Raw genomic sequence first — 239 nt, forward strand, 5'->3', positions numbered from 1 at the left:
CGAATCGATGAAGCCGGCGTCGTTGGCCAGCAGCACCGGCGGCGCGTACTTGCTTTCGCGCATGGTGCGCACGAACAGCATGGCGTCCGAGGTGTAGCTGGCGAAGATCGCCACGTCGGGCTTGGCGGCGGCCAGCTTCTGCACCTCGGCCGTCACCGAGGCCGAACCGGCGCTGTAGGCGATGTTGGCCACCACCTGGCGCTTGTACTGCTTGGCGAACTTCTCGACCGCCTTGTAGG

1 protein-coding gene is annotated in these 239 nt (G+C 66.1%); it reads right to left on the bottom strand.

Features of this window, described 5'->3' with window-relative positions; translation table 11 throughout:
* Positions 1-239, bottom strand: a 239-nt coding sequence (locus tag R0J88_RS23265) for an ABC transporter substrate-binding protein (RefSeq protein ID WP_410901356.1), incomplete at both ends; no start/stop codon positions are given.

The sequence above is a fragment of the Pseudoalteromonas sp. SIMBA_162 genome (assembly GCF_046535955.1).
GTDB classification, from domain to species: Bacteria; Pseudomonadota; Gammaproteobacteria; order Enterobacterales; family Alteromonadaceae; genus Pseudoalteromonas; species Pseudoalteromonas marina.